The following is a 25,099-nucleotide window of genomic DNA, read 5'->3' as shown; positions in this document are numbered from 1 at the left end:
AGGTCGTGCTGTCGCCGACCGGCTTGATGTCATCCGCGTGCGACGAAGAACGGTGCGCCGCACCAAGATTCGTGCTACAGGCGGAAACGGCCAGGACAGCCGCCAGGGCCAGCCCGCGCACAAAACCCTTGCGACAGGCTGGAATCGAATCAATAGACATACACCACCGCGTTCTCACCGCCGACGCAGGTCACCAATTTGCCTGCGGCCGTACAGTTCATCGTGTAAGACCGGCCGGTCACCGGACTCACTGCCACCACACTAACTGCCGATCCCGGCCGAGAAGAAGCCGCGTCGGCATAGGCTCGGCGAACCTCTTCCGCGAAAGGGCAAGTCGTGACCGAGTTTCCGATCGCGGAATTGCCGTAGCCGCCGAGCGCCGCATACACCGGTGGACACGACGTCGATCCGGCCGGCAGTTGCACGGTGGTGGGAGCCGTGGTCGTCACGGTCGGGCCCGCCTGCTGCGAGCGCGGTGCGGTGGTGCCCGGAAGACCCTGTGCTGCCGTCGTGATGGGTGCTTCGTTACCGGAATGGTCCAGGACTTGCCAGCCCACCGCACCGGCGATCGCCGCCACCGCAACCGCCAGCACGCCGAGGGTGATGGGCACCGCCACCGATTTGCCCTTCCGCCGCTTCCCGGGCTCTCGGGGCGGCGATTGCACGATGGGGTGATCCGCGGTCGGATACAGCGAGGGATCGGGTGCGGGCGCGTACGGGAAGTCCCGCTGCTGCGCCTGCGCGTGGCCCCACGCCGCCCGCTGCTGCGCGTCGGGCGGCAGCGGGGTGTAGTGGAAATCGCTGACCCGCACCCGTGTCGGATCCGAGGGCAGGATGACCGGCAGATCGCCGGTGGGCGAGGGTTCCTCGGCGGCCGGAAAGGAGCCGGTGATGTAGGCCGGGATCGAGCTGGTGCTGGATCCGCGGCCGGGATTCGGTTGTCGCACAGTCGGATCGGAGTTCCGGCCGGTCGGCTGGCCTGCGACGGGTGTCCCGCCCGGCATGACGGTGGTCGGCGGCCCGGCGGGCGTACCGGTCGGCATGACGGTGGTCGGCGGCGCGCCCACCGGCGGACCCGGCGGCACGGTCCGGCCGGGCCGGGGCGGCTCGGCGGGCGCGGGGATCGGCTGCCCGCCGGCCAGCGCCGAGCGTGCGGCGCGGGCGAATTCGCCCGCGGTGAAGAACCGGGCGTTCGGATCCTTGGCCAGGGCCTTGGCCACCACGGCATCCAGCGCGGGCGGAATCCCGGCGTGCAGCATGCTCGTCAGCGGTGGCGGCTCGGACAGGTGGGCGCGGATCAGCACGCTCATGTTGTGCGCCGGGAACGGCTTGTCGCCGGTGAGGCACTCGTGCAGCACGCAGCCCAGCGAGTAGATGTCGGCGCGCCCGGAGACCGGGCCCGCGTCGAAGCGTTCCGGGGCCATATAGGCGTAGGAACCGACGGCGGTGCCGGTCATGGTGATGGTCGAATCGCCCTCGGCGCGCGCGATGCCGAAATCCGCGAGATATGCGAAATCTGCATCAGTCACAAGGATGTTGGCGGGTTTGACGTCCCGGTGCACCAGACCCGAGTAGTGCGCCGCGTCCAGCGCCGCCGCGATCTGCTCGATGATCCCGATGACCCGCAGCGGCGGCAGCGGCCCGAAGTCGTCCAGCAGCGAGCGCAGATCGCGCCCGCGCACCAGCCGCATGTCGATGTAGAGCACGCCGTCGATCTCGCCCCAGTCGTGGATGGGGATGATGTGCGGTTCGGCCAGCCGTGCCGCCGCCTGCGACTCCCGGCGGAAACGTTCCTGGTACGCGGGATCTTTCGCGAGTTCCTCGGGTAGCAGCTTGAGCGCGACGACCCGATCCTTGGAGGTGTCGTAGGCCTCGTAGACCTCTCCCATGCCGCCCCTGCCCAGCAGCGAGCGCAACTCGTACGGCCCGAACCTGCTTCCGGCCCGCGATGGCGGTGCATCCACCCCGTCCAACCTCCAACTCTCGGGAGGGAAGCAGACGAGGACCCGCGACCCACCCCTCTAGAGGGGGGATTCTCCCGGTGCCACTACGCCGTGGTCAAACGCAAAGACGATGGCCGCCGCACGGTCGCGTAACCCGAGCTTCCCGAAGATATGTCCCACGTGGCTCTTCACCGTTACCTCCGAGATACCGAGTGTGTGCGCGATCTCAGCGTTGAGGCGGCCGCGGCCGATGAGCTCGAGCACCTCGAGCTCGCGAACGGTCAGCTCGGACAGGCGACTGCCGCTGGTCGCGGGGGTGGGTCGGGCCGAGCGGTAGGTGGTCAGGACGTGGGGAGTGACCGTGGGATCCAGCCAGGAGCCGCCGGCCGCGACCGTGCGGACCGCGCGGATCAGATCCTCGGCGGGGGAGTCTTTGAGAATGAATCCCGCCGCGCCCGCACGCAGCGCGCCCGACAGCAACTGGTCGTCGTCGAAGGTGGTGAGAACCAGTACCGGGGGCGTGTCCACGATGGTCCGCAGGGTGCGGGTGGCCTCGATGCCGCCGATGCGCTTCATGCGCAGATCCATCAGCACCACGTCCGGCTTGTTCGCGGCGACGGCCGCGGGCACCTCGTCCCCGTCCGCGCACTCGCTCACCAGGAAACCGTCGCGGCGGCGCAGGATTCGGCGCAGTCCGCCGCGCACCAGTTCCTGATCGTCGACGACGAGCACGCCGATCAGCTCGTCGTCCGCGCGGTCGGTCACATACCCTCCTGCGGCGTTTTGTGCCTCATCGATTCCAGAATCGCCTGTAGGTGGTCTTCGATGGCGTTGACCGAGCAGGGCACGCCGGTCAGCGGGATGCGGGCGTGCACCCGCCAGCCGTCGTCATCGGGACCCGCGGTGAACCGCCCGGCCAGTGGTGCGACGCGCTGACGCATGCCGGAGATGCCCATCCCGTTCCCGGGCCGCTGATGCACGCCGATCGCGAGTGTATTGGTCACGGTGATATCGATGTACTTGGGGCGCAGCTGGATTCGCAGCCGCGCCCGCTCGCCCGGGGCATGCTTGGCGACATTCGCCAGCGATTCCTGACAGATTCGGTACATCGCCAGTCCCACCCCGGCGGTCACAGCGGATCGGTCGCCTTCGATGTGATAGTCGACCTCCACGCCGGCGCGCAAGAAGTCGGAGACCAGATCGTCGATATCGTTCAGGCCCGGTTCCGGTGCGAGCGTCGCCGACCGCTCGCCGAGCAGGCCCACGGTGCGCCGGATATCGGCCATGGCCTGGCGGCCGAGGCGTTCGGCGTCGGCCAGCGCGTCGACAGCCTCATCCACGTCCTGATCGGTCTGCAGTGCGTGCCGGGCCGCCGTCACGTGCAACAGGGTGATGCTCAGCGAATGCGCGATCACGTCGTGCACCTCGCGGGCGATGCGGCGGCGTTCCTCATCGGCGGCCTGCAGGGCACGGACCTCCTGGTAGTCGCGTTCCTGATACAGGTAGCGGCGCTGGTAGTTCAGCAGTTGACCGGTGAACCAGCCGAAGAGGATGCCGAAAGCGAACCAGGTCAGTCCGTCGACGTGCCCCACGTATCCGAAGAACATGATCTCCGCGAACATGGCCAGGCCGATCACGGCGCTCACCGACGTCCGGGTGATGGCCGCGACCTCGCCGGTCATGACGATCAGAATGATCGGTGCGACATCCAGCGGTACCGGCTGCACCAGGAACAGGGCTACCGCCGCCATGGTCAGCGAGGCGAGCAGCACCGGGCGCGGCGGGAGGTTGAACACCACGCACGGCGGTCCGGTCAGATAGACGACGAGCAGCGCGGCCAGGGCGAAGAAGCTGGGGAGATATCCCGCGGCCACCCGCTGGGCGAAGGCGATCGTGCCGAACGTGTACAGCGCCACGTCCACCAGCACCACCATCGAGACCGGATAGTCGAGTCCGGCCTCCTCCACCCAGCGCCGGTACTCGCCGACCGGATTGCGCACGAACCGCCGGGACCGGACACCGGACTCGTGCAACCACTCCCGTAACTGCTGCAACGCCTGCCCGACCGCCTCGGGGGTGGCGCTGGTCACGTTCATTCTGCCAGGCTATCCGTCGGAACAGACCGCGTACATCGTCCGGCGGCAGGGGCCCGTCTCCTACCGGAGTAGGAGGCCAAGTCGCGTCCGCGGCACGAAGACAGGGATATCGCGGCGATCGTAGGTTTGGGACAAGGCACAAGCGCCCGCCACGAGGCGCACCAAGAAAGGTCGGGGGCCATGTCCTGGGCAGACTTCCACGCACGTACCGCAATCCTGCACACCGTTCTCGACCGGGCGGCTCGCAGTAATTGTCAACTGAATCCCGCTGATCCCAAGTTGTTCGACGATCTGCCGGAGCTGGAGCGGCTGTTCGGCGGCCCCGACGGGGTGTTGCTCGCGCTGCGCAATCGCTGGGAGAACCATTTGACCGCGAAGATGGAAAACGCAATGGAGCAAGGCGGTTTGGCGGTCGAGGTGTACGCCGAACTCTGCGCCGAGCAGCCGGTCCTGCGCGCGATCCTCGACGCCTACGACACCGATCGCCTGTATTTCCGCCGTCCGCGTGCGCGAGCGATGGCCAGCTGATAGACAGCGGCTGGGATTGATCTGCAGAGGGGAACGACATGCTGGAATTGACCGACGTCACCAAGGAATACCGGGTGGGCGAGCAGACCGTGCGCGCCCTGGACGGGATCAGCCTGCGCATCGAGGCGGGGGAGTTCACCGCCATCGTCGGGCCATCCGGTTCGGGTAAGAGCACGCTGCTGCATCTGCTCGGCGCGCTGGATTCCCCGGACTCCGGGTCGATTCGATTCCAGGACAAGGAGATCGGTGACCTGGACGACGATCGGCAGTCCGAATTCCGGCGGCACCGCGTCGGTTTCGTCTTCCAGTTCTTCAACCTGCTGCCCACGCTCACCGCCTGGGAGAACGTCGCCATCCCGAAGCTGCTGGACGGCACCGGATTACGCAAGGCCAAGCCGCGGGCGCTGGAGCTGCTCGACCTGGTCGGGCTCAGCGAGCGCGCCGACCATCGGCCGGCCGAGTTGTCCGGTGGCCAGATGCAGCGGGTCGCGGTGGCGAGAGCGCTGATCATGGATCCGCCCTTGATCCTGGCCGATGAACCGACCGGCAACCTCGATTCCAAGACCGGCGCCTCGATCCTGCAACTGCTCGCCGACATCACCGAGGAAGGCAACTCGGTGGTGATGGTGACCCACGATATGGGCGCGGTGCGCTACTGCGATCGGGTGATCAACCTGCGCGACGGGCAGATCGGCTCCATCGACCGGGTCGCCCGCGGCGATGACGGAGAGGTCCGGGCCGTGCCCGAATCCGGGCGCAACGGTTCCACCCCTGACGACGCGGCCGCCGGGTCCGCCGCCGATGACGCCGGGGCGGTGCACGCATGATCCGCGCCGCGCTGGATCGACTACGGCTGTTCAATATCGGCGAGCTCTTCGCCCACCGCGCCCGCACCACCATGGCCATGGTGGTGATGGGAATCTCGGCGGGACTGCTGGTTTCGGTGTTCAGCATCTCCGGCTCCATCACCGGTTCGGTGGACAAGCTCACCCACAGCCTCGGCGGCAAAGCGGTGCTGGAGGTCAGCGGCATCACCGACGCGGGCTTCGATCAGCAACTGCTGCAACAGATCCGGGCCGTGCCCGGGATCGGCGCGGCGGTGCCCATGCTGCGTCAGTCCATCGGGGCCGACGACGATCGGGCGCTGCTCATCGGCGCGGACCAGTCTGTCGCCCAGCTGGGCAGTGACCTCGGTGGAACGCTGAAAGACCAGGCGAGCACGCTGCTCACGGTCTCCAACGGCGTCCTGGTCGGCTCCGCCATGGGGCATCGGGAGGGCGAGAAGTTCCAGCTCGGCACCGTGACGGCCACTGTCGCGGGCGTCATCGACGACTCCACCGCCGCCAAGATCAACGGCGGCCACATCGTGATCGCGTTGCTGCCGGTGGCGCAGAAGATCACCGATCGCACCGGTCACCTGGACTCGGTGCAGATCGTGGCCGCGCCGAATACCGATGTGGACCAGCTGCGTTCGGAACTCACCCGGGTTGTGGCCGGTCGCGCCGTGGTCGCCGATCCGGATCTGCGCACCGCGCAGGCGGGCGGCGCGGTCATGCTGGTGCGCTATTCGACGCTCGCCTCCTCGGCTTCGGCGCTCATCGTGTCCTCGTTCCTCATCTACAACGCCATGAGCATGGCCGTGGCACAACGCCGCCCGATGCTGTCGCTGCTGCGGGCCATGGGCGGCAAACGCGGCCCCATGGTCCGCGACCTGCTGGCCGAGGCGGCGATTCTCGGATTGCTCGGCGGCATCAGCGGGTCCATCATCGGCATCTTCATGGGCCGCACCGCGATCCACCAGCTGCCCGCCGCCATCGTGAACTCCGTCGAGTCCCGCACCGAGTACGAAGTGCCCGATTACGCGGTGCCGGTGGCGATTCTGGCCTGCGTGCTGGCCAGTGTGGCGGCCGCGGCCATTGCCGCGCGCCAGGTGTACAAGGTCGCGCCCATCGAGGCGTTGGCCCCGGTCGGCGTCGGTGCGGCCGACATGGTCAAGCCGGTGATGCGGTGGGCCGCGGCAATTCTCGGACTGATCATGGTGTCGGGTGCGGTGTTCGTGGCCGGGGCGGATCTGGGCCGGGTGTCCATCGGCGCGATCTCGCTGGCCATCGCCGGAGCCGTCGTGCTGTGCTTCGCCGCCACCGACCCCATCGTGCGTGCGGTCGCCGCGGTGGCCCGGCTCTTCGGCGCGCCCGGCGCGCTGGGCGCGACCACCATCGAACGTGCCCCGCGCCGGGTGTGGGCCACGGTCATGACCGTCATGATCGGCGTCACGGCCATCGTCGCCATCGGCAATGCCACCCGCAATATGGTCACCGCGGCCACCGACAGCTTCGAGGGTCTCGGCCGCACCGACGTGTTCGTCAGCCCCACCGCCATGGAGCAGTTCCCGACCGGCCCGCTGCTACCCGCGGACCTGAAGCAGAAGCTGAGCGCCATCCCCGGCGTCGGCGGAGTCGGTTCGGCGCAAATGGCTTTCGCGACCCTGGGCCGCGGCCGCGTCATGCTGCAGGCCTACGAGAGCGGCGTTGTCCGCGTCTCGGCGCTGGACAGCGTGAGCCAGACCGACCTGGCCCGCATGGCCGCGGGGCAGGGCGTCGTCATTTCTCGGGATGTGGCCCGCTCGCTCGGCGTGCACGAGGGCTCCGACCTGACCCTGCCCACCCCGACCGGTGAGCACACGGTTCAGGTGCTGCGGGTGGTCCCCTATTTCTCCGCCATCGCGGGCGTGGTGGTGCTGGATCTGGGGATTATGCGGCAGTGGTATCAGCGGCCGGGCGAAACCATCATCGGCATCGACTTCGCGCCCGGCGCGGATCACGCCGCGGTGATGGCCGCCGTGCGCGCCGCCGTCCCGGCCGACATCCATGTCAGCACCGGACGCGACGCGGTGACCGCGATTTCCTCGAGCGTGCGTCAGGGCACCTCGATCAGCGGTGCCATCCTCTGGATCGTGGTCGTGGTGGCGGCTGTCGCGCTACTCAATACGCTGATGCTGTCGGTGCTGGACCGCCGCCGCGAACTCGGGGTGCTGCGGGCCATGGGCACCAGCCGCCGGTTTCTGCTGCGTACCGTGCTCACCGAGGCCGTCGGCATCGGATTGACCGGCGCCGCACTGGGACTGGCGGTGGGTTCGGCCGTGCACTACCTGGCCACTGTCGCGCTCGGGCACGCCATCGCCATGGATATCGCGTATCACCCCAGCCTGCTGCTGGTGGCCTACGCCCTCATCGCGCTCGGATTGTCCCTGCTCGGCGCCATTCCACCCGCTCTGCGCGCGGCCCGGCTGCCCATCGTGGAGGCCATCGCCGTCGACTGATCGGCGGGTAAATAGGATGGAGCGCATGAGCGCAGCGACGGTGGACTTGATGGACTACTCCGATGTCATCGATCGGTACGACCCGGTGCTCGGCATGGAGGTACACGTCGAGCTGGGCACCGCGACCAAGATGTTCTGCGGCTGCCCGACCGAATTCGGCGCCGAGCCGAACACCCAGGTGTGCCCGGTATGTCTCGGCCTGCCCGGCTCGCTGCCGGTGGTGAACCAGCGGGCCGTCGAGTCCGCCATTCGCATCGGGCTGGCGCTGAACTGCTCCATCACCCCGTGGGGCCGGTTCGCGAGGAAGAACTACTTCTACCCGGACCAGCCGAAGAACTACCAGATCAGCCAGTACGACGAGCCCATCGCCACCAATGGGCACCTCGATGTGGTGCTCGATGACGGCACGGTCTTCCGCGTCGACATCGAGCGCGCCCATATGGAGGAGGACACCGGCAAGTCGATGCACGTGGGTGGCGCCACCGGCCGCATCCACGGCGCGTCGCACTCGCTGCTGGACTACAACCGCGCGGGCGTGCCGCTCATCGAGATCGTCACCAAGCCCATCGAGGGTGCGGGCGTACGCGCGCCCGAGGTGGCCCGCGCGTACGTCACCGCGCTGCGCGAGGTGCTCAAGTCCCTCGGTGTCTCCGACGTGAAGATGGAGCAGGGCTCGCTGCGCTGCGACGCCAATGTCTCGCTCATGCCCAAGGGCGCCAAGGAATTCGGCACCCGCACCGAGACCAAGAACGTGAACTCGCTCAAGAGTGTCGAGGTCGCGGTGCGCTTCGAGATGCGGCGTCAGGGCGCGGTGCTGGCCTCCGGCCGCGAGGTGCTGATGGAGACCCGCCACTTCCACGAGACCGACGGCACCACCTCGCCCGGCCGCGTCAAGGAGACCGCCGAGGACTACCGCTACTTCCCGGAGCCGGACCTCGAGCCCATCGCGCCGGACGCCGCCTGGGTCGAGGAACTGCGCGGCACCATTCCGGAGTACCCGTGGTTGCGCCGCGCGCGGATCCAGGCCGACTGGGGTCTGTCCGCCGAGGTGTTCCGCGACCTGGTCAATGCCGGCGCGCTGGACCTGATCATCGCGACCGTCGACGCCGGCGCGTCGGTCGACGCCGCCCGGTCCTGGTGGGTCGCCTATCTGACCGAGAAGGCCAAGGAGCGCGAGGTCGCGCTCGAGGACCTGCCCATCACCCCGAAGCAGGTCGCCGAGGTGGCCGGGCTGGTCGAGGCCAAGACCATCAACAACAAGGTCGCCAAGCAGGTCGTCGACCTCGTCCTCGCCGGTGAGGGCGAGCCGGCCCAGATCGTCGAGACCAAGGGCCTGGGCATGGTGTCCGACGACTCCGCCCTGCAGGCCGAGGTCGAGAAGGCCCTCGCCGCGAACCCGGACATCGCCGACAAGATCCGCTCTGGCAAGGTCCAGGCGGCGGGCAAGGTCGTCGGCGACGTCATGAAGGCCACCCGCGGCCAGGCCGACGCCGCCCGCGTCCGCGAGCTGGTGCTGGCCGCCTGCGGCGTCGAAGGATAACCGGACAGCATCGAAACACGCTGTGGCGCACGGTGATCGCCGTGCCCCACAGCGTTTCTTGTCCGCACCCCGGCTCAATTGCCGGGCATTCGTTTTCCGCTTCGCTACCTCAACGCGCCCGAGGACCCGACCTCGGACGGGTGGGTGGTGGAACTGCAAATGCCGGTCGCCCCGGCCGTGTGAACGGCCGGCCCGACCGGCATTCGGTGTCGAATCGACTACACGCTGACCCAGGACTGTGGCAGTTGGGTGAGGTCCGCGGTAATCGAGGTCACCGCATCTCCGAGATTCGAAGCCGCGCAACCCACGTCAACGCTGTCCATCATTGCGCGGACTTGCTCCGTGTCTGTACTGGAATATGTTCTGGCACAGTGCTTTCGGTGTCGACAGCGCCTGGAAAGCTGCTCGGCGCGTTGGACGCGTTCACGCGCTGGCCACTCGGATGGGGAGGCCGTCGCTGGGGCGTGGCAGCGGGCGCAGTTCGGTGGGCATCCGATAGTTCGGCTCGACGCTCCACCGTTGGCGTAGCAGCATTTGGTGCATCGCTGCTTTGATCTCCATACCGCCGAAGTACATGCCGATGCATTTGTGCACGCCGTGGCCGAAGGGCATGTACGCGTGACGGTGGGCTTTGTCCTCGCGCCGCGGTTCGGCGAAACGCTCGGGATCGAACCGGTACGGGTTGGACCACAGCTCGGGCATGTGATGCAGGTGCCAGAGCATGACGCCGACCTGGGTGTCGGCGGGAATTCGGTAGCCGAGTAGTTCGGTGTCCTTGACAGTCCTGCGCATGACGGCGGGGACCGGGGTGATGATGCGCATAGCCTCCTTCATCACCAGGTCGAGCGATGTGAGCTTGTCCAGGTCGGCGTAGCTGATCGCGTCGACCCCGAGCGCGCGCGATTCCTCTCGGCAGCGCTCCTGCCATTGCGGGTGGCGGGCCAGATAGTAGGTCATCGTGGTCATGGTCGCGGTCGCCGTGTCGTGCGCGGCCATGAGCAGGAAGATCATGTGGTCGACGATCTCGCTGTCGGTGAACCGCTCGCCGTCCGGGCCGACCGCGTGGCACAGCGCGCTGAACAGGTCGTTGCCGTCCCCGGCGCGTTTGGCTGCCACGTTGGGGGTCAGGTACTGCTCGAGGACGTGCCGTCCACGCAATCCATTCGACCAGCGCAGGCCGGGAATGGGCACTCGGATCGCGGCGGTGGTGGCGGCCACGGTGTCGGTGAACGCGGCGTTGACGCGGTCGGTCTGCGGGCCCAGCGGCGTGCCGCTGAACGTCCGCGTCGCGACGTCGAGGGTCAGCTGTTTGATCCGACGGTGGAAGTGCATCGTGCCGGTCCGGGGCCATTGGCGCAGGCCGGCGGCGATGGTTTCGTTCATCGGGCCGAGGTAGCCGGCGAGGCGTTCGGCGGTGAACGCCGATTGCATGATTCGACGGTGGCGGTGATGCTCGTCGAAATCCATGAGCATCAGCCCACCGTGGAAGAACGGGCCGATCATGAACGACCATCCGGGGCCGTTCGCGTATGCCTGGTCGCGGTTGCGCAGCACCTCCTCGCAGGCGTCCGGGCCCATCGCGTGTACGGCGTTGATCCCGAGCGCGCGCGACCACGACACCGGTCCGTATTTCTCGTAGCGGCCGTCGCCGGTCAGCAGCGACCCCTGCGCGAGTTGCAAGGTGTAGCCGATCAGCGGCAGGCCGGCATCGCCCGGCATTCCGGGCACGCCGGCCCGGTCGTAGGTCAGCAGAGTCATCGTCGTCTCCCGTGGTGTGCGCCTGGTGTGTGCCAGCCGTCACACGGTAGTGTGATAACGGTCGTTGTCGTTGTCAATACGTGAAGGTGGCCATGACGGGTACCTACCGGGGCGTTCCGGGGCATGTGCGGCGCGAGCAGCGCCGCCAGGTGTTGATCTCCACCGGGCTGGACTGCCTGCATGAGGACGGGCTGGCCGGGATCAGCGTTCGCTCGATCTGCGCTCGCTCCCGACTGACACCGCGCTACTTCTACGAAAGCTTCGCCGACCTCGACGCACTGCTGACCGCTGTCATCGACACAGTCGCGGAAGAGGTCGTGGCGCGCGGTGTGGAGGCGGTCGCGGCGGGCGAGACTATCGAAGAACAAATCCGCGGCGCGATCGACGCGGGATACGGCGTCGTGGCCGAGGATCGGCGCAAGGCAACCGCCATCCTGATCTGCGCGGCCGGCCATGGCCCGCTGCGCGAGCGCCGCCACGCGCTGCTGGTCGAGTTCGCGCAGATCATCACCGACACACTGCCGTTGACCAGTCCCTCGCAGCCGTCCACACAGGCGCTGGCACTGTTCATCCTCGGCGGTGCGTTCGACGTGATCGAGGCGGTCCTGTCCGGGAGACTCCCACTGACGCGCACCGAACTCACCGATGAACTGACCGCAATGTGGCTGGCGGCACTGCGTGCCCACCACGTCACACGGGATGACGACTCGACCGGGTTGCGACACTGAGCGGCAGATCGCGCTGTTCGGATCGGCCAGGCTGCGGCCGACCGAGCGTACGGAGCTGTCGAATGTGGTCAGTCGCGGTGGCTGCGCACATGTGACTTCGGTTCCGCACGCGATCCACGGATCGCCGCTCGGCGATCGACATCCCGGATAGCGTCTTCACGCGTCAGATCAGCGTCGAGTCATCGGCCTTCGCCGTGGCCATCACGCGACCGACCACGCGGGTGATGGGAGGCCGGTCTGCGCCGGGTGGCGTCGAACAGGTTCCAGCTAGTCCGGCCCGTTGCCCTGGCCCGCGGACGGCGGCGGGATGCGCACCACGCGGTCGTCGTACTGGTTGGGATTGCCGTCGGGCTTGTTGACCGTGCCGACCCAGATATTGCCGTCGCCGCCCAGGGTCGCGCCGTCGAGACGCCCGTACTTGTCCTGGGCGATCAGCGCGGGGGCGGCGGTGACGGCGTGGGTGTTCTTGTCGGCCGTGGCGATGGCCAGGGCCTTCTGATTGGTCAGGGAGATGGCGACGCCGTCGGAGGCGGCGGCACAGCCCGCGACACCCGGGTGGTCGGGCCAGGTCCACGCCTTGACCGCGACGCCGTCGGGGCCGACGCGCTGCAGGCGGTCCTCGGTGGCGGTGCGGTCGGTGATCCAGATGGAATCCTTGCCGTCCGAGCACACCCCGCCCGCCACACCGATACCGGTCACCATCACATCTGCGGACGCGCCGGGCGCGGGGGCGTTGACGCTGAGCAGCTTTCCGGCCAGTGAATTGGTGTCGGCCGCGAGCGACGGATTGCCGGCGTCACCGGTGAGCACCAGCATGCGGTCGTGCGAGGCGAAGTCGATGGACCCGCGATTGCCGTTGAGGCCCTTGGGAATTCCGGTCAGGATGGGCTTGGGCGCGCCGCCGTCGGTGGAGATGCGCACCACCCGGTTGTCGCCGCCGGTGGTCACGTAGGCGTAGATCAGCCCGTCCTCGGTGAAGGTGGGCGACAGCGCCAGACCGGTGACCCCGCCGTCCCCGGCCGGATCCACCTCCAACTTGGCGATCTCGACGGGCGCGGGCGGAGCGCCCTCGTCGGTGGCGATCACCTTCAGAATCCGCCCTGTAGTGCGTTCGGCCACCAGCGCGCTCCCGCCATCGGGCAGGGCGACCAGGCCGCCGGTGGTGTCCAGGCACGACGTCACCACCGCCAGATCGGGATCCACGCACGGCAGATCCGGGCGCTTGGCATTGGTCGGCGGCGTCTTCGGGGTGGTGGTACTGGGTTCGGCGTTCTGCCAGGACGGTTCGGTCGTGAACGGGCTGGAGGCACGATCGTCGAAGCGGGCGCAGCCGGACAGCAGCACGGCGCCGAGCGCCACGCCCAGCACGACTCTCCGCGCACCCACCCCGACACGGCCAGCGGCAACCACACTCATGGTTGAGACGTTACGGAAAACCCGCCGCCTACGCTCGGACGGGGTGTCGCAATCCTTCTCCGTGGCGCGAATCGGACGATGGACACGCCCGCGTTCTGTCGTGTGTCGAGCGGCTCCGGCTAATACTCTGGCCCGCGTGACAGACAAGCCGAACGAGCCGTCCGCTGCGGCGGGCGACATCACGCCCGTTGCTCCGCGACCGGCCGGTGAACCGGTCCGCAGCCCCTACGACTCGCCGACCGAAAAGTTCGCCACCTCGTCCGGCGTCCAGACCACCGAGAAACTGCCCCGCACTGACGAGGAACTCGGCCTCGATCCGGAGGTCCCGCTCTACTCCCAGGCCGAGCATGCCATCCCCGGCGCGGCCGACGGCGCCACCGAGCCGTCTCCGACCTACTCGTTCGCCAGCATCCCCCCGGCTCCGCCCAGCCCCGCGGAGAGCAACGGCCGCGTCCGCCGCCGCGACGACCGCCGCGGCACCCTGGATCTCGGACTTCTGTTGCTGCGCTTGATCATCGGCGGCACCTTCATGTACCACGGCCTCCAGAAGGCGGCGGGCTGGTTCCACGGCCCCGGCTTCGACGGGATCAAGACCGCCATGGAGCACGGCGGCTGGAAGCATGTCGACATCGCCGCGCCGCTGCTCATCGCCGGCGAACTGGGCGGTGGCATCCTGGTCGCGGTCGGCCTGTTCACTCCACTGGCCGCCGGAGCACTGCTCGCGGTCATCCTCGACGCGTGGATGTGGAAGCAGTCCATGGTTCCCGGCTTCCAGTACTCGGCCAAGGGCAATTCGGTCGAACTCGAATCCGTCCTCGTCGGCCTCACCACGGTCCTCATCCTCACCGGCCCGGGCCGCCTCTCCTTCGACCGCGACCGCGGCTGGGCGACCAGACCGTTCTGGGGCTCGCTCGCGGCTTTCATAGCCGCCGTGGCCGCCGCCATCCTGGCCTATATCTACCTGCACGGCGGCAACCCCCTATCCGGCATCGGCGGCTAGGACTCCCAACCGAGCCGGCACCGAATATCGAAGCGGCCGAGACGATCCCGATCATCCCGGCCGCTTTCCGCGAATCCAATGCGATTTCACTCATGGGGGTGTGGGGGCGCGCCCACACCACCTTTCACCACTGGCGCGTGGTCCACGACTCCCATTCCTGGAAGGTCTCCTGGTGGAGCTGGAGCACCCGTCCCGACTTGGCGTCGATCTCCTGCTGCAGGAACGTGCGATGCGCTTTGATCTGCATCTGTTCGTCGGGCGTCGCCATGAATTCGGAGTGGTCGAGCTCGCGCGCCTCCGCGGCCAGCTCCTCGGCCTCGGCGAGCAGTGCCCGCGCTTCCGCATTGCGGGCATCCGACCGCTGGAGCATGGCCGTATATTCGGCAAGCATGGAGTCGGCCTTGCCGATGTATTCGATTGTCATTCCCTTGCTTTCTTGATTACGGCACGCGCCGGACGGCACCCTTGTCGGCGGAGGTGGCGAGCGCGGCGTAGGCACGCAGCGCGGTCGTCACCGGGCGCTCGCGGTTCACCGGCTGCCAAGGCCGTTCGGACGCCTCCATCTTCACGCGGCGCTCCGCGAGAACCTCTTCGGGGACCAGCAATTCGAGCGCGCGGGTGTGCACATCGATGCGGATACGGTCACCGTTCTCGATCAGGCCGATGGACCCGCCGCTGGCCGCCTCCGGCGAGATGTGGCCGATGGACAGGCCCGAGGTGCCGCCGGAGAAGCGGCCATCGGTGATGAGGGCACAGACCTTGCCCAGGCCGACACCCTTCAGGAACGAGGTGGGGTGCAGCATCTCCTGCATGCCCGGGCCGCCGGAGGGACCCTCGTAGCGGACCACGACCACATCGCCGGGCTTGATCTCCTTGCCCAGGATCTTGGAGACGGCCTCCTCTTGGGACTCGACCACCACGGCGGGGCCCTCGAAGGTGAACAGATCCTCATCGATACCGGCGGTCTTCAGGATCGCGCCGTCCGGCGCGATATTGCCGCGCAGCACGCACAGGCCGCCCTCGACGGTGTAGGCGTGCGCCTTGTCTCGGATGCAGCCGCCCTCGGCGTCGGTGTCGAGCGAGGACCAGCGGTTCTCGGTGGAGAACGGCACGGTGGTGCGTACGCCGCCGGGCGCGGCGTGGAACAGCTCGAGGGCTTCCTCGGAAGCCTTGCCGGAGCGGATGTCCCAGGTGTCGAGCCACTCGTCGAAGGACGGGGTGTGCACGGTGGTCACGTCGGTCTCGAGCAGGCCCGCACGACGCAGCTCGCCGAGGATGGCCGGAATGCCACCGGCGCGGTGCACGTCCTCCATGTGGTAGTCGGAGTTCGGCGACACCTTCGACAGGCAGGGCACGCGGCGCGAGATCTCGTCGATGGTCTGCAGATCGAATTCGACCTCACCCTCCTGCGCGGCGGCGAGGGTGTGCAGCACGGTGTTGGTGGAACCGCCCATGGCCACATCGAGGGCCATGGCATTGCGGAAAGCCTTGGCATTGGCCACGTTTCGCGGCAGTACCGAGGCGTCGTCATCGCGGTACCAGCGGGTGGCGATATCGACGATGACCCGTCCGGCCTTCTCGAACAGCGCCCGGCGCGCGGCGTGGGTGGCCAGCGTGGAGCCGTTGCCCGGCAGCGCCAGACCCAGCGCCTCGGTGAGGCAGTTCATGGAGTTGGCGGTGAACATGCCGGAGCAGGAGCCGCAGGTCGGGCAGGCGGAGCGCTCGACCTCGGTGAGCCCGTCCTCGCTGACGTTCGGCGAGGCGCTGGCGGAGATGGCGGTGATCAGGTCGGTCGGGGCCTGGGCGACGCCGCCGACGACCACGGCCTTACCGGCCTCCATCGGACCGCCGGAGACGAACACGGCCGGGATGTTGAGCCGCATGGCGGCGTTCAGCATGCCGGGCGTGATCTTGTCGCAGTTGGAGATGCACACCAGCGCGTCGGCGGTGTGCGCGTTGACCATGTATTCGACGGAGTCGGCGATGATCTCGCGCGAGGGCAGCGAGTACAGCATGCCGCCGTGACCCATGGCGATGCCGTCGTCCACGGCAATGGTGTGGAACTCCCGCGGAACGCCGCCGGCCGCGCGGACCGCCTCGGCCACGATCTCGCCGACGTCCTTCAGGTGCACGTGGCCGGGGACGAACTGGGTGTAGGAGTTCGCGATGGCGACGATCGGCTTCCCGAAGTCGGAGTCGGTGAGACCGGTCGCGCGCCAGAGGGCGCGAGCGCCCGCGGCATTGCGGCCGGCGGTTGTGGTGCGTGAGCGAAGCGGTGGCATTGGTCAGGTCCTCGGTTCGTGTCGCAGTGGGCTGTTAAGCGACTGTCCGGAGATACGTCTCGCGACGTTCTCCGGCGGGGCTCAACGTTACTCCCGGACCATGACCCCGATCACCGCCGGTAGAAACTCTGCACCCCCGAAACGCCTACGACTTGCCGGAATCGGCCTCGCGCTCTGTGGTTTCGGCCGCGGGCTCGGCGGGTTCGGCTGCGGGCTCGGCGGGTTCGGCTGCGGGCTCGGTGGATTCAACCGGGGTTTCGTCGGCTTCGGCCCCTTCGTCGGCGTCCTCGGGCTCGACGAACGGGTCCGGGATCCGCCCGCCCGATGCGGCGACCAGTTCCGCGAGCCGGTTGTAGCCCACCGCGGGCAGGGCCACGTCGGTGTCGTCGGCCAGATGCAGCTGCAGGTACCCCCGCTGGGGAATGCGCAGCCCGCGCACGTCGGCCCAGTCGATGTGCCGCCCGCCGAACAGGGTGCGGGTGTCGATGCCGTTGCCCGAGACGGTCGTGCGGGTCCGCTCGATCCACACCACCAGGGCGGCCGGAATCGCGAACAGGATCCACAGCACCTGCGGCCACCCGAAGAAGGCGAAGGCCACGCAGAACAGCAGGATGAACACCCCGAGGTGAGCGAGCCGGGGGATGCGGATCACGCGACCCGCGTCCGATTCGGCGCCGGGGGTATGGGACGATCGAGCAGGTGGCACGGACTGATGCTGTGAGGACACACCTATATCCTTGCATCATGGTGAACGGACCCGATTAACCGCACCGTCTCACATAATGAGACCCCATAGGTCAGCTGTTTGACTGGACGACCCACGCGCGCATACCGTCGAGCGCGTGAATCGAACCGAGTTGCTCGTAATCGGCCGGCGCGTCCAGCGCTGAGCCGACGACTGTAGGTCTATTACGTCAGCTCGCAGCTGCGACGCGCCACCCTCGAACAGCCACTGGCTGTCGGGGGCTTTTTTGTGTTCAGGCAAGTCCCAAGGACTGGAACGACAAGCAGTAAGGAACCAAGACGGTGAGCGCACCTACCGCCCGGCCCGGGCCCTCGGCCCGCAGGCCAGTGCCTTCGGCCACTCAGGCGACCTCCTCGGCTGGCCGAGAGTCGGCTTCTGCTCCGGCCCCGAACCGCCGCCAGGTCCCGCCCGAGCGGGTCACCGGCGCGCAGTCGGTCGTCCGTTCCCTCGAGGAGCTCGGCGTCGACACGGTATTCGGCATTCCGGGCGGTGCGATTCTTCCTGTCTACGACCCGCTGTTCGACTCCACCAAGGTCCGCCACGTGCTGGTCCGCCACGAGCAGGGCGCGGGTCACGCCGCGACCGGCTACGCGCAGGCGACCGGCAAGGTGGGTGTGTGCATGGCCACGTCCGGTCCGGGCGCGACCAACCTCGTCACCCCGATCGCGGACGCGCAGATGGACTCGGTGCCGCTGGTGGCCATCACCGGTCAGGTCGGCCGCCCGCTGATCGGCACCGACGCGTTCCAGGAGGCCGACATCTCCGGCATCACCATGGCGTGCACCAAGCACAACTTCCTCGTCACCGACCCGATCGACATCCCGCGGATGATCGCCGAGGCGTTCCACCTGGCCTCCACCGGTCGCCCGGGTGCGGTCCTGGTCGACATCCCGAAGGATGTGCTGCAGGCGCAGACCACCTTCTCCTGGCCGCCGGAGATGAAGCTGCCCGGCTACCGCCCGGTCACCAAGCCGCACGGCAAGCAGGTGCGCGAGGCCGCCCGGATGATCATGGATGCCAAGGCCCCCGTGCTCTACGTCGGCGGCGGCGTCATCAAGGCCGACGCCAGCCAGGAACTGCTGGAACTGGCCGAGCTGACCGGCATTCCGGTGGTCACCACCCTGATGGCGCGCGGCGCGTTCCCCGACACCCACACCCTCAACATGGGTATGCCGGGTATGCACGGCACCGTGGGAGCCGTTGCGGCGCTGCAGCGTTCGGATCTGCTGATCACCCTGGGCGCGCGTTTCGACGACCGCGTCACCGGCCGCCTGGACTCGTTCGCGCCGAACGCCAAGGTGATCCACGCCGATATCGACCCGGCCGAGATCGGCAAGAACCGCCACGCGGACGTGCCGATCGTGGGCGACTGCCGCGAGGTCATCGCCGAGCTGATCGAGACTCTGAAGGCCGACCCGGCCGCCGCGGGCAAGGCGCCGCTGCTGGACCTGGGCGAGTGGTGGACCTACCTGAGTGGCGTGCGCGACAGCTACCCGCTGGGCTGGACGACGCCGTCGGACGGATCGCTCTCGCCGGAGTTCGTCATCGAGAAGCTGGGTCAGATGGCCGGTCCCGACGCCATCTACTGTGCTGGCGTCGGCCAGCACCAGATGTGGGCGGCGCAGTTCATCAAGTACGAGAAGCCGCGCACCTGGCTGAACTCCGGTGGTCTGGGCACCATGGGCTACGCCGTGCCGGCCGCCATGGGCGCCAAGATGGGCATGCCTGACCGCGAGGTGTGGGCCATCGATGGTGACGGCTGCTTCCAGATGACCAATCAGGAGCTGGCCACCTGTGCCGTCGAGGGCGTGCCGATCAAGGTCGCGCTGATCAACAACGGCAATCTGGGCATGGTCCGGCAGTGGCAGACCCTGTTCTACGAGCAGCGGTACTCCAACACCGACCTGGGCACCCACACCCTGCGCATCCCCGACTTCGTGAAGCTCGCGGAAGCGCTGGGCTGCCACGGCATTCGCGTGGAGAAGGAAGAGGACGTGGAGGCCGCCATCCGCGAGGCGCAGTCGATCAACGACCGGCCCGTGGTGATCGACTTCATCGTCGGCAAGGACGCGCAGGTGTGGCCGATGGTCGCCGCCGGCACGTCGAACGACGAGATCATGGCCGCGCGTGGCATCCGCCCGCTGTTCGACGACGACGAGTCGGCGTCCGAGCCCGCCGTGATCCATGAGGCGATGTCGCACGAGAAGGCTTCGTTGGCCGCCCATGAGCGTGCCTCCCAGAAGGGGACCGAGGAATGACCACCACCCACACCCTGTCCGTGCTGGTGGAGGACAAGCCGGGCGTGCTGGCCCGAGTGGCCAGCCTGTTCTCCCGGCGTGGCTTCAATATCCAGTCGCTCGCGGTGGGCGGCACCGAGATCCCGGAGATCTCGCGCATGACCATTGTCGTGACCGTGGAGGATCTGCCGCTGGAGCAGGTCACGAAGCAGCTGAACAAGCTCGTCAATGTGATCAAGATCGTCGAGCAGGACGCCGACTCGTCGGTGGCCCGCGAACTGATCCTGGTCAAGGTGCGCGCCGACGCGAGCGTGCGCACCCAGGTGATCGAATCGGTGAACCTGTTCCGCGCCAAGGTGATCGACGTCTCGCCCGACGCGCTGACGATCGAGGCCACCGGCACCCGGTCCAAGCTGGACGCGCTGCTGCGCATGCTGGAGCCGTACGGTATTCGGGAGATCGTGCAGTCCGGTGTCGTCGCCGTGGGCCGTGGACCCAAGTCCATCACCGCGACTCGCTAGTGACGGGCCGCCGCGGCGACTCACCGGTAACCGGTCGTCGCGGCAGCCGATCGCCCATCATCCCGGCATGCTTTTCGCCGGGATCCACAATGCTTAATCACAGAATCCAAGAAGGAGCACCCAAAGTGGCAGTCGAGATGTTCTACGACGACGATGCCGATCTGTCGATCATCCAGGGCAAGAAGGTCGCGGTCATCGGCTACGGCAGCCAGGGCCACGCCCACTCGCTGAGCCTGCGCGACTCCGGCGTCGACGTTCGCATCGGCCTCAAGGAGGGCTCGAAGTCCCGCGCCAAGGCGGAGGAGGCCGGTCTGACCGTCGGCACCCCGGCCGAGGTCGCCGAGTGGGCCGACGTGATCATGGTCCTCGCGCCCGACACCGCGCAGGCGTCGATCTTCACCAATGACATCGAGCCGCACCTGAAGGACGGCGACGCGCTGTTCTTCGGCCACGGTCTGAACATCCACTTCGGCCTGATCAAGGCTCCGGCCAACGTCACCGTCGGCATGGTCGCCCCGAAGGGCCCGGGCCACCTGGTGCGTCGTCAGTTCGTCGACGGCAAGGGCGTCCCGGCCCTGATCGCCATCGACCAGGACCCGACCGGCGAGGGCCAGGCGCTGGCGCTGTCCTACGCCAAGGGCATCGGCGGCACCCGCGCCGGCGTCATCAAGACCACCTTCAAGGAAGAGACCGAGACCGACCTCTTCGGTGAGCAGGCCGTGCTCTGCGGTGGCACCGAGGAACTGGTCAAGACCGGTTTCGAGGTCATGGTCGAGGCCGGTTACGCGCCGGAGATGGCCTACTTCGAGGTCCTGCACGAGCTCAAGCTGATCGTCGACCTGATGTACGAGGGCGGCATCGCCCGCATGAACTACTCGGTCTCCGACACCGCAGAGTTCGGTGGCTACCTGTCGGGTCCGCGCGTCATCGACGCCGGCACCAAGGAGCGCATGAAGGACATCCTGAAGGACATCCAGGACGGCACCTTCGTCAAGCGCCTGGTCGCCAATGTCGAGGGCGGCAACAAGGAGCTCGAGGCCCTGCGCAAGGCCAACGCCGAGCACCCGATCGAGGTCACCGGCGCCAAGCTGCGCGGCCTGATGAGCTGGGTCGACCGCCCGATCACCGAAACCGCCTAAGGTTTCTGGGATTTCCGCGGCCCGCCGGACCCTGTTGTCCGGCGGGCCGTTCCATGTCCGGGAGCGTCTGCGCGTATCGGATTACGATTGGCAGCTGTCCTGTCCACGGTGTTCGGCTCAAATGCTGAGAGGTGCCGGTGACCGGATCGCCCGAGGACGACGATCGATTCTTGACGGCCGAGGAGTTCCTCACCTCCGAGCCGGATGCGTTCAGCGAGACTGCCGGCGACATCGAGATCGTGGATGGCCAATTGATCCGACAGGTGTGCCAGAGCGAGGCGCATAGCCGGGTAGTCCGTCGGCTGGCCACGATCATCGAGGCCGCGCGCCACCCCTCTGGGCCGTGTCTCAGGGTTGATTCCGATGTCGCCGTGGAGACTTCCGGATACTGAGGATCCCCGCGCTGATCGGCGGCTGAACGTTCGCTACCCAGACATATTCGTCCGCGATTGTGAACCCTACGACGTCAATATGGTTCGAGATCACATCCACCTGGTTGTCGAGGTGATCTCGAAAGACACAGTCGATACGGATACCGGTGTCAAACGAGTTCTCTACGCACTGGCGGGGATTCCCGTCTACCTGATTGTCCATCTCGACAAGACGTGGGAAGCGATCGACCGCATCGAGGAATACCGCCTCGATTGGTCGGGTGAGCGGTACGTCCCTCATCACGTACACCACGCCGGCCTGATCCTCGACCGTCCGGTCACCCTGGCCGTGACCTTCGAAGCACTTCAGGCTCCATAGACAAGCAATCGGCCCGGCACCAACCGGTGCCGGGCCGAATTCTCGTATCCGGTTGATCACAGGCTGCCGAAGGCACCACGCGGAATCACGTCGCGCCACCAGCAGTCATCGTCGCCGCGCCGACCGTGGTCCCAATCATCGCGATCATGGCGGTGCCGCCAGTCGTCGCGATCCCACCACCCGTTGTTCGGGTGGTGGGGCCAGGCCACATCGCCCGGCGCGTTGTCCAGCGGAACCTCCGCCGAGGCCGGAACCGTCACTGCCGCAAGGGGAACCAAACCGATCGCACCGGCAACGGCCACCCGGGCCGCCAGCCGGCGTAGAGATGTCGACTTCATGGTCAGCTACTGTGCCCGATTTGCACGGTCAGCGATACGAATTCCCTGTGAATTCAGGGCCGAATGGTCCTCCTGTATGACAGGAACCCCGAGACACCCTGAAACCCGTTGCACGACAATGGCCCCGCAGGTTTTCTCCCATAGGGCCGTTCGTCGTGTCGCATCTCGGTAGTGCGCACAGCCACCGACCCGAATCTCGGCTCGGTGGCGATAATGAAAGCACCATCATTGCGAGGCGAGCATGGCGACCACACCGGCGACAGTGTCCGGCGGACATCCGCCGATTCGCTGAGAATCAGCCGGCCTTCTTGAAGTCCTCGAACCGCTCGGCCAGGCGTTCAGGGGAGGGGCGTTCCTTGCTTCGTATCGGGGTGAACAGGCGCCGTGTGTGCATCTCCTGCAGGCCGTGTCGGAGCATGGGGCCGTCAACTTCGTTCAGAAGTGCTTGGTTTATGCGGATTTCGTAGTCGGGTGTGATGCCGAGGAAGTTCTCGTCGTACGCGGCATGGTGGATCTTGCATAGGCTCAAACCATTGTCGACCGTTGGTGTGCCATTCGGCTTGCCGTCAGCGATGATATGCGCCGCATCCAGGAGCTTTGGATGTTTGAGATGGCAGACAGCGCAGCGGCATTCGTAGGCGCGCAGGACCCGGCCTCGGAACTCGGGTTGGTGTAGACGTTGTCTGGTTACTCGTTCGGCGTATTCGCGTCCCAGGGGCTGGAGCTCGAGAGGGTTTTCGACCAGGCGGAGACTGTCGTGCAGGGCGATTAGAAACTGTCGGTTCTTTTGGTCGTCGGCGACGACGTAAACCCGCGGCACGGGGACGAAGACGCCATCTGCGATTTTCCGGAGCAGTAGGAGGGGTAGGCCGAGGTCCAGGGCGGCCCGGAGTTTCTTGTTGTCGCCATCGACGCTGCCTTCGCGGTAGGCGTAGGCGAAGAGGGAGTCCTGTAGTTCTTCGTCTGCATACTTGCCCTTGGGGTCGGACAGGATCGACAGGGTGGCCAGCATGTCCTTCGGATTGCGGATGCCACGGTTGCGATCGATGAGGCGATGAGTCGCGCCGTTGAGTGTGAAGTCCCAGAGTTGTTGGCGGGTAACGACTCCGGTGTCGCCGACAAGTTCATCCAGGTGTCGAAAGATCTCCTCGCGGAGGATGGCCTCAGCATCCCTGTCCATGGAGGAAGTCTGCCACGGACCGAGGGTGAGAAGTTGATCTTCACCGGATGCGTTTCGGTGCCGCGTCCGTCGGGGTCCCTGAGATGCTGGTCAGAGCCTGGGCGCCTTTGTGGAGGATGGCGACGAGAGTTGTTGCGTCGAGGGAAATTTCGAACTCGCGGTGGGTGTCGCCGAGGATGAGGGTGGTGCGATGGTCTTGGGGGTTGAGGACGAAGCGGACTGGACAGTCGGCGGTGGTGATTGCCCAGGCTCCGATGGTGAGTGGTTCGAACATGGTGGGCTCCTTCGGGGAGGGGTGCGGTTATGTTGAAAGTGCATCATGCGGGCGGGTGGGTGTTTACTCTGAACTGGGGAAATCCAGCGGCTTCTCATGGAAAACCCTGGAAAGCGGGCAGTTTGGGCAGTTGATTCACCCAGTGCGGGTACCTGTTGATGAGGGGACTTGTCGTGTCGGAGACTGGCTCGACCTTGCCCAGGCGGCAGCTTGGGCGGTATTTGCGGGAGGCGCGGAGTGCGCTCGGGATGTCGCAGGATCGGGTGGCCAAGGCTGCGGATGTCAGTACGTCGGTGTTGCAGCGGCTGGAGAATGGGATAACTACGCGGCTGAAAGTTCGGGATCTGCAGGCGATTTGCGAGGTGCTGGAGATGACCGGAGACGCTGCGGAGGCCATGGTCGGGCTGCTTCGGCAGGGTGCTGAGACTAGTTGGTGGCATGAGTACGGCAGCCTGATACCGGCGACCTTCGATGTTTATGTGGGGTTGGAGACCGCGGCTCGGAAGATCGAAACCTATCAACCGGCCCTGGTTCCGGGGCTGCTTCAAACAGCGGAATATGCACGTGCGCTGATGCGTCAGGGCAAGCCAGAAGAGAGTCCGGTAGAGCATGAGCGACGGGTAGAGTTGCGGAGCAGACGTCAGGCCATCGTCACTCGGAAGTACCAGGCGACCACACTCGATGTTGTACTGCACGAAGCGGTGCTGCGGAGCAATGTGGGTGGACCCAAGATCATGGCCGCGCAACTGCGGCATCTCGCTGAGATCGGGAAGCTCGCGAACGTGGCGGTACGAGTCCTTCCGTTCGAGGCCGGAGCTCCGTTGGGAGATCCGGTCGGCCAGTTCGCGATTCTGGAATTCGATGCCGACTCCAAGGGTGAACCGATGTGGCCGCCGGTCGTGTACCTGGAGTCCTTCATTGGATGTATGTACTTAAAGAAAGACGACGACGTGCGTCGGTACTATCGGGTGTTAGGGAGCCTCCAGCGAGCATCGCTGGACGAGACGGCAAGCAGGAGCCTGCTACGGCAGGTGGCGAAGGAGTTCTCAGCGTGACTGCCGATCTATCGCGGGCCCACTGGTTCAAAAGCAGTCATAGCGCAGACAAGGCAGACTGCGTCGAGGTTGCCTTTCTAGCGAATGACACTGTGGGAGTCCGGGATTCGAAGAACGTAGCTGGCCCGGCTTTGGTCTTCAGCCCACGAGACTGGGATGCATTCATCCGCGGAGTGATCAGCGGCAAGCACCATTCGCCCGCCGGCTAGACCGAACCCGGCGGGCTGGACCGAGTATCCGGCGCAGCCGC

At 67.0% G+C, this 25,099-nt stretch carries 24 protein-coding genes; 13 read left to right on the top strand and 11 right to left on the bottom strand.

What is annotated here, in order from left to right:
• Window positions 1-149: 149 nt before the first annotated feature.
• The 3 genes from GLP40_RS09815 to GLP40_RS09805 are packed head-to-tail and all read right to left on the bottom strand — an operon-like array spanning window position 150 to window position 4,039.
• A complete protein-coding gene (locus GLP40_RS09815) occupies window positions 150-1,964 on the bottom strand; it encodes a serine/threonine-protein kinase (RefSeq protein WP_328289937.1) in 1,815 nt (604 codons plus the stop codon).
• Window positions 1,965-2,021: 57 nt separating this feature from the next.
• Complete coding sequence (locus GLP40_RS09810) at window positions 2,022-2,675, bottom strand: response regulator transcription factor (protein ID WP_328289997.1); 654 nt, start codon at window positions 2,673-2,675, stop codon at window positions 2,022-2,024.
• 29 nt (window positions 2,676-2,704) lie between these two features.
• Window positions 2,705-4,039: a sensor histidine kinase gene (locus GLP40_RS09805; RefSeq protein WP_154787532.1), complete on the bottom strand. Its 1,335-nt coding sequence runs from the start codon at window positions 4,037-4,039 to the stop codon at window positions 2,705-2,707.
• A gap of 279 nt (window positions 4,040-4,318) precedes the next feature.
• Here GLP40_RS09805 and GLP40_RS09800 point away from each other — a divergent pair, with 279 nt between their 5' ends.
• Genes GLP40_RS09800 through gatB form a run of 4 tightly spaced genes read left to right on the top strand, consistent with a single transcriptional unit; the run spans window position 4,319 to window position 9,426 of the window.
• Window positions 4,319-4,567, top strand: coding sequence for a hypothetical protein (locus tag GLP40_RS09800; RefSeq protein ID WP_230329412.1), 249 nt, complete (start codon window positions 4,319-4,321; stop codon window positions 4,565-4,567).
• A 38-nt stretch (window positions 4,568-4,605) separates the two neighbouring features.
• A complete protein-coding gene (locus GLP40_RS09795; RefSeq protein ID WP_154787530.1) occupies window positions 4,606-5,394 on the top strand; it encodes an ABC transporter ATP-binding protein in 789 nt (262 codons plus the stop codon).
• Window positions 5,391-7,886: an ABC transporter permease gene (locus GLP40_RS09790; RefSeq protein ID WP_154787529.1), complete on the top strand. Its 2,496-nt coding sequence runs from the start codon at window positions 5,391-5,393 to the stop codon at window positions 7,884-7,886. The genes GLP40_RS09795 and GLP40_RS09790 overlap by 4 nt, the downstream gene beginning before the upstream one ends.
• A gap of 25 nt (window positions 7,887-7,911) precedes the next feature.
• Window positions 7,912-9,426, top strand: a complete 1,515-nt coding sequence (gene gatB, locus GLP40_RS09785; RefSeq protein WP_154787528.1) for an Asp-tRNA(Asn)/Glu-tRNA(Gln) amidotransferase subunit GatB — start codon at window positions 7,912-7,914, stop codon at window positions 9,424-9,426.
• A gap of 423 nt (window positions 9,427-9,849) precedes the next feature.
• Here gatB and GLP40_RS09780 read toward each other — a convergent pair whose 3' ends face one another.
• Window positions 9,850-11,184 (bottom strand): cytochrome P450, encoded by a 1,335-nt coding sequence (locus GLP40_RS09780; RefSeq protein WP_154787527.1) that lies wholly within the window; start codon window positions 11,182-11,184, stop codon window positions 9,850-9,852.
• A 92-nt stretch (window positions 11,185-11,276) separates the two neighbouring features.
• Between GLP40_RS09780 and GLP40_RS09775 the strand changes: the two genes are divergently transcribed.
• Complete coding sequence (locus tag GLP40_RS09775; RefSeq protein ID WP_154787526.1) at window positions 11,277-11,912, top strand: TetR/AcrR family transcriptional regulator; 636 nt, start codon at window positions 11,277-11,279, stop codon at window positions 11,910-11,912.
• 267 nt (window positions 11,913-12,179) lie between these two features.
• Here GLP40_RS09775 and GLP40_RS09770 read toward each other — a convergent pair whose 3' ends face one another.
• Window positions 12,180-13,328, bottom strand: a complete 1,149-nt coding sequence (locus GLP40_RS09770; protein WP_154787525.1) for a PQQ-dependent sugar dehydrogenase — start codon at window positions 13,326-13,328, stop codon at window positions 12,180-12,182.
• A 136-nt stretch (window positions 13,329-13,464) separates the two neighbouring features.
• On the opposite strand from GLP40_RS09770, the gene GLP40_RS09765 reads away from it, so the two are divergent.
• A complete protein-coding gene (locus GLP40_RS09765) occupies window positions 13,465-14,328 on the top strand; it encodes a DoxX family protein (RefSeq protein WP_328289936.1) in 864 nt (287 codons plus the stop codon).
• Window positions 14,329-14,452: 124 nt separating this feature from the next.
• Here the strand turns inward: GLP40_RS09765 and GLP40_RS09760 are convergent, their stop codons facing one another.
• The 3 genes from GLP40_RS09760 to GLP40_RS09750 form a co-directional block, all read right to left on the bottom strand.
• The gene (locus GLP40_RS09760) at window positions 14,453-14,752 is read right to left on the bottom strand and encodes a hypothetical protein (protein WP_154787523.1); all 300 of its coding nucleotides are present in this window, start codon (window positions 14,750-14,752) and stop codon (window positions 14,453-14,455) included.
• 16 nt (window positions 14,753-14,768) lie between these two features.
• Window positions 14,769-16,610 carry a dihydroxy-acid dehydratase gene (ilvD, locus tag GLP40_RS09755; RefSeq protein WP_154787522.1) on the bottom strand — a complete coding sequence of 614 codons (1,842 nt, stop codon included), beginning with the start codon at window positions 16,608-16,610 and terminating at the stop codon, window positions 14,769-14,771.
• A gap of 145 nt (window positions 16,611-16,755) precedes the next feature.
• Window positions 16,756-17,316 carry a PH domain-containing protein gene (locus tag GLP40_RS09750; protein WP_328289935.1) on the bottom strand — a complete coding sequence of 187 codons (561 nt, stop codon included), beginning with the start codon at window positions 17,314-17,316 and terminating at the stop codon, window positions 16,756-16,758.
• Window positions 17,317-17,636: 320 nt separating this feature from the next.
• Here GLP40_RS09750 and GLP40_RS09745 point away from each other — a divergent pair, with 320 nt between their 5' ends.
• The 5 genes from GLP40_RS09745 to GLP40_RS09725 all read left to right on the top strand — a co-directional run bounded on the left by GLP40_RS09745 (window position 17,637) and on the right by GLP40_RS09725 (window position 22,002).
• Window positions 17,637-19,613 carry an acetolactate synthase large subunit gene (locus GLP40_RS09745; RefSeq protein ID WP_328289934.1) on the top strand — a complete coding sequence of 659 codons (1,977 nt, stop codon included), beginning with the start codon at window positions 17,637-17,639 and terminating at the stop codon, window positions 19,611-19,613.
• Complete coding sequence (ilvN, locus tag GLP40_RS09740; RefSeq protein WP_120735846.1) at window positions 19,610-20,113, top strand: acetolactate synthase small subunit; 504 nt, start codon at window positions 19,610-19,612, stop codon at window positions 20,111-20,113. The genes GLP40_RS09745 and ilvN overlap by 4 nt, the downstream gene beginning before the upstream one ends.
• A gap of 137 nt (window positions 20,114-20,250) precedes the next feature.
• Window positions 20,251-21,252 carry a ketol-acid reductoisomerase gene (gene ilvC / locus GLP40_RS09735; RefSeq protein WP_154787769.1) on the top strand — a complete coding sequence of 334 codons (1,002 nt, stop codon included), beginning with the start codon at window positions 20,251-20,253 and terminating at the stop codon, window positions 21,250-21,252.
• Between the two features lie 137 nt (window positions 21,253-21,389).
• On the top strand, window positions 21,390-21,644 hold the full coding sequence (locus GLP40_RS09730) for a PDDEXK family nuclease (protein WP_154787521.1): 255 nt from the start codon (window positions 21,390-21,392) through the stop codon (window positions 21,642-21,644).
• A 79-nt stretch (window positions 21,645-21,723) separates the two neighbouring features.
• On the top strand, window positions 21,724-22,002 hold the full coding sequence (locus tag GLP40_RS09725; RefSeq protein ID WP_230329411.1) for a Uma2 family endonuclease: 279 nt from the start codon (window positions 21,724-21,726) through the stop codon (window positions 22,000-22,002).
• Window positions 22,003-22,058: 56 nt separating this feature from the next.
• Here the strand turns inward: GLP40_RS09725 and GLP40_RS09720 are convergent, their stop codons facing one another.
• The 3 genes from GLP40_RS09720 to GLP40_RS09710 all read right to left on the bottom strand — a co-directional run bounded on the left by GLP40_RS09720 (window position 22,059) and on the right by GLP40_RS09710 (window position 23,794).
• Entirely contained in the window at window positions 22,059-22,340 is a 282-nt protein-coding gene (locus tag GLP40_RS09720) for a hypothetical protein (protein ID WP_154787519.1), read from the bottom strand.
• Window positions 22,341-22,635: 295 nt separating this feature from the next.
• Window positions 22,636-23,520, bottom strand: a complete 885-nt coding sequence (locus GLP40_RS09715; RefSeq protein ID WP_154787518.1) for an HNH endonuclease — start codon at window positions 23,518-23,520, stop codon at window positions 22,636-22,638.
• A 40-nt stretch (window positions 23,521-23,560) separates the two neighbouring features.
• Complete coding sequence (locus tag GLP40_RS09710) at window positions 23,561-23,794, bottom strand: hypothetical protein (protein WP_154787517.1); 234 nt, start codon at window positions 23,792-23,794, stop codon at window positions 23,561-23,563.
• Window positions 23,795-23,952: 158 nt separating this feature from the next.
• Between GLP40_RS09710 and GLP40_RS09705 the strand changes: the two genes are divergently transcribed.
• Together GLP40_RS09705 and GLP40_RS09700 are read left to right on the top strand one after the other, a co-directional pair.
• Window positions 23,953-24,849, top strand: coding sequence for a helix-turn-helix domain-containing protein (locus GLP40_RS09705; protein ID WP_154787516.1), 897 nt, complete (start codon window positions 23,953-23,955; stop codon window positions 24,847-24,849).
• Entirely contained in the window at window positions 24,846-25,058 is a 213-nt protein-coding gene (locus tag GLP40_RS09700; protein ID WP_328289933.1) for a DUF397 domain-containing protein, read from the top strand. Before GLP40_RS09705 ends, GLP40_RS09700 begins: the two co-directional genes overlap by 4 nt.
• Window positions 25,059-25,099: the final 41 nt, after the last annotated feature.

The sequence above is a fragment of the Nocardia aurantiaca genome (assembly GCF_009708175.1).
Lineage (GTDB): Bacteria > Actinomycetota > Actinomycetes > Mycobacteriales > Mycobacteriaceae > Nocardia > Nocardia aurantiaca.
The sequence above is the reverse complement of the archived record's forward strand: the minus strand, read 5'-3'. Positions and strand labels throughout refer to the sequence as shown.

Coding starts and splice junctions, on each gene's coding strand:
- GLP40_RS09805 (WP_154787532.1), bottom strand. CDS start 4,039: ATGAACGTGACCAGCGCCACCCCCGAGGCGGTCGGGCAGGCGTTGCAG.
- GLP40_RS09795 (WP_154787530.1), top strand. CDS start 4,606: ATGCTGGAATTGACCGACGTCACCAAGGAATACCGGGTGGGCGAGCAG.
- GLP40_RS09790 (WP_154787529.1), top strand. CDS start 5,391: ATGATCCGCGCCGCGCTGGATCGACTACGGCTGTTCAATATCGGCGAG.
- gatB (WP_154787528.1), top strand. CDS start 7,912: ATGAGCGCAGCGACGGTGGACTTGATGGACTACTCCGATGTCATCGAT.
- GLP40_RS09780 (WP_154787527.1), bottom strand. CDS start 11,184: ATGACTCTGCTGACCTACGACCGGGCCGGCGTGCCCGGAATGCCGGGC.
- GLP40_RS09775 (WP_154787526.1), top strand. CDS start 11,277: ATGACGGGTACCTACCGGGGCGTTCCGGGGCATGTGCGGCGCGAGCAG.
- GLP40_RS09770 (WP_154787525.1), bottom strand. CDS start 13,328: ATGAGTGTGGTTGCCGCTGGCCGTGTCGGGGTGGGTGCGCGGAGAGTC.
- GLP40_RS09760 (WP_154787523.1), bottom strand. CDS start 14,752: ATGACAATCGAATACATCGGCAAGGCCGACTCCATGCTTGCCGAATAT.
- ilvD (WP_154787522.1), bottom strand. CDS start 16,610: ATGCCACCGCTTCGCTCACGCACCACAACCGCCGGCCGCAATGCCGCG.
- ilvN (WP_120735846.1), top strand. CDS start 19,610: ATGACCACCACCCACACCCTGTCCGTGCTGGTGGAGGACAAGCCGGGC.
- ilvC (WP_154787769.1), top strand. CDS start 20,251: ATGTTCTACGACGACGATGCCGATCTGTCGATCATCCAGGGCAAGAAG.
- GLP40_RS09725 (WP_230329411.1), top strand. CDS start 21,724: ATGGTTCGAGATCACATCCACCTGGTTGTCGAGGTGATCTCGAAAGAC.
- GLP40_RS09720 (WP_154787519.1), bottom strand. CDS start 22,340: ATGAAGTCGACATCTCTACGCCGGCTGGCGGCCCGGGTGGCCGTTGCC.
- GLP40_RS09715 (WP_154787518.1), bottom strand. CDS start 23,520: ATGGACAGGGATGCTGAGGCCATCCTCCGCGAGGAGATCTTTCGACAC.
- GLP40_RS09710 (WP_154787517.1), bottom strand. CDS start 23,794: ATGTTCGAACCACTCACCATCGGAGCCTGGGCAATCACCACCGCCGAC.
- GLP40_RS09705 (WP_154787516.1), top strand. CDS start 23,953: ATGAGGGGACTTGTCGTGTCGGAGACTGGCTCGACCTTGCCCAGGCGG.